This is a genomic window from Luteibaculum oceani, assembly GCF_007995015.1.
Classification (GTDB): Bacteria; Bacteroidota; Bacteroidia; order Flavobacteriales_D; family Luteibaculaceae; genus Luteibaculum; species Luteibaculum oceani.
Genome location: NZ_VORB01000018.1, coordinates 2,501 through 5,103, shown reverse-complemented (window position 1 = coordinate 5,103; position 2,603 = coordinate 2,501). Strand labels below are relative to the sequence as shown.

Genomic DNA, 2,603 nt, shown 5'->3' with positions numbered 1-2,603 from the left:
AAAAAAGTTTACCTGAGAGTAATAAAACTTAAAGTTTTCACAACGGAGAGTTTGATCCTGGCTCAGGATGAACGCTAGCGGCAGGCCTAACACATGCAAGTCGAACGGTAACAGGGATTGCTTGCAATCCGCTGACGAGTGGCGCACGGGTGCGTAACGCGTATGCAACCTACCTTTTACAGGGGGATAGCCCAGAGAAATTTGGATTAATACCCCATAACATTGCGACAACACATGTTGATGCAATTAAAACTTCGGTGGTAAAAGATGGGCATGCGTTCTATTAGCTAGTTGGTAAGGTAACGGCTTACCAAGGCTACGATAGATAGGGGTTCTGAGAGGATGATCCCCCACACTGGTACTGAGACACGGACCAGACTCCTACGGGAGGCAGCAGTGAGGAATATTGGTCAATGGGCGAGAGCCTGAACCAGCCATGCCGCGTGTAGGAAGACTGCCCTATGGGTTGTAAACTACTTTTGTATAGGAATAAACCTTGGTACGTGTACCGAGCTGAATGTACTATACGAATAAGGACCGGCTAACTCCGTGCCAGCAGCCGCGGTAATACGGAGGGTCCAAGCGTTATCCGGAATTATTGGGTTTAAAGGGTCCGTAGGCGGGATAATAAGTCAGTGGTGAAATCCTATAGCTTAACTATAGAACTGCCATTGATACTGTTGTCCTTGAGTTTGCGTGGAGTAGGCGGAATGTGACATGTAGCGGTGAAATGCATAGATATGTCACAGAACACCGATTGCGAAGGCAGCTTACTAAAGCAACACTGACGCTGATGGACGAAAGCGTGGGGAGCGAACAGGATTAGATACCCTGGTAGTCCACGCAGTAAACGATGATTACTAGATATTTGCGATATACGGTAAGTGTCATAGCGAAAGCGTTAAGTAATCCACCTGGGGAGTACGGTCGCAAGATTGAAACTCAAAGGAATTGACGGGGGCCCGCACAAGCGGTGGAGCATGTGGTTTAATTCGATGATACGCGAGGAACCTTACCAGGGCTTAAATGCAGAGTGACGGATTGTGAAAGCAGTCTTTCTTCGGACACTTTGCAAGGTGCTGCATGGTTGTCGTCAGCTCGTGCCGTGAGGTGTTGGGTTAAGTCCCGCAACGAGCGCAACCCCTATTTCTAGTTGCCAGCATTTCGGATGGGGACTCTAGAGAAACTGCCAGCGCAAGCTGTGAGGAAGGTGGGGATGACGTCAAATCATCACGGCCCTTACGTCCTGGGCCACACACGTGCTACAATGGCAGGTACAGAGGGCAGCTACATAGCGATATGATGCGAATCTCAAAAGCCTGTCTCAGTTCGGATCGTAGTCTGCAACTCGACTACGTGAAGCTGGAATCGCTAGTAATCGCGTATCAGCCATGACGCGGTGAATACGTTCCCGGGCCTTGTACACACCGCCCGTCAAGCCATGGAAGCTGGGGGTGCCTGAAGTCGGTAACCGCAAGGAGCTGCCTAGGGCAAAACTAGTAACTGGGGCTAAGTCGTAACAAGGTAGCCGTACCGGAAGGTGCGGCTGGAATACCTCCTTTCTAGAGAAGAAATAAAATCGAGGGTAGACTTAAAGAGAAGAGAGAAAGAGAAGCGAAAGGCTTTTCGATGTTTTCCAAACATATACATATAGATAATTTAACTGGAAATACGGCCGTCCTTCGGTCAAGTGGGTCGTTGTAACCAAGGAGTAGAAGAGACGTCGTAATGAATAGTAATTTATTACAGTCCCATAGCTCAGTTGGTTAGAGCGCTACACTGATAATGTAGAGGTCCGCAGTTCAAATCTGCGTGGGACTACAACTGGGGGATTAGCTCAGCTGGCTAGAGCGCCTGCCTTGCACGCAGGAGGTCATCGGTTCGACTCCGATATTCTCCACAAGCGTAATAGAGAGATTTATTACAGTTAAAGTTCTTTGACGTACTGAGAAAAACCAATAGAAAACGAGAGACTTTTTTTAAAAAAAGCGTAAAAAGCTAATAAGAGCGTACGGGGGATGCCTTGGCTCTCAGCGGCGATGAAGGACGTGGTAAGCTGCGAAAAGTTACGGGGAGGTGCACACAACTAGTGATCCGTAAATATCCGAATGGGGCAACCCATCATGTTGAAGACATGATATCCGAAAGGAGGCTAACCCGGGGAACTGAAACATCTAAGTACCCGGAGGAAAAGAAAATAAAAATGATTTCCCTAGTAGCGGCGAGCGAACGGGAAAAAGCCCAAACCATAATTGTTTCGGCAATTATGGGGTTGTAGGACTACAACGTGGACTTACATTATATAATAGAATGTGTTGGAAAGCACAGCCATAGAAGGTGATAGTCCTGTATATGAAATATAGTGTATACCTAGTAGTATCCTGAGTAGCGCGAAACATGTGGAATTTTGCGTGAATCTGCCAGAACCATCTGGTAAGGCTAAATACGACTGAGAGACCGATAGCGAACTAGTACCGTGAGGGAAAGGTGAAAAGTACCCTGAATAAGGGGGTGAAAAAGAACCTGAAACCGTGCGCTTACAAGCGGTGGGAGCCTTCGGGTGACCACGTGCCTTTTGCATAATGAGCCTACGAGTTACCGTT

Annotated in this window: 2 tRNA genes and 2 rRNA genes (1 of these 4 cut by a window edge); all 4 read left to right on the top strand. The window is 47.8% G+C overall.

The annotated features are described in order from the left end of the window. Nucleotides 1-39: 39 nt before the first annotated feature. A 16S ribosomal RNA gene (locus FRX97_RS12100) occupies nucleotides 40-1,562 on the top strand. A 185-nt stretch (nucleotides 1,563-1,747) separates the two neighbouring features. Then, a tRNA-Ile gene (locus FRX97_RS12095) sits at nucleotides 1,748-1,821 on the top strand. A 5-nt stretch (nucleotides 1,822-1,826) separates the two neighbouring features. After that, nucleotides 1,827-1,900 (top strand) — tRNA-Ala (locus FRX97_RS12090). A gap of 91 nt (nucleotides 1,901-1,991) precedes the next feature. Further along, nucleotides 1,992-2,603, top strand: a 23S ribosomal RNA gene (locus tag FRX97_RS12085); it runs 2,261 nt beyond the window's last position. Together the 16S and 23S rRNA genes with 2 tRNA genes alongside form the textbook arrangement of a ribosomal RNA operon.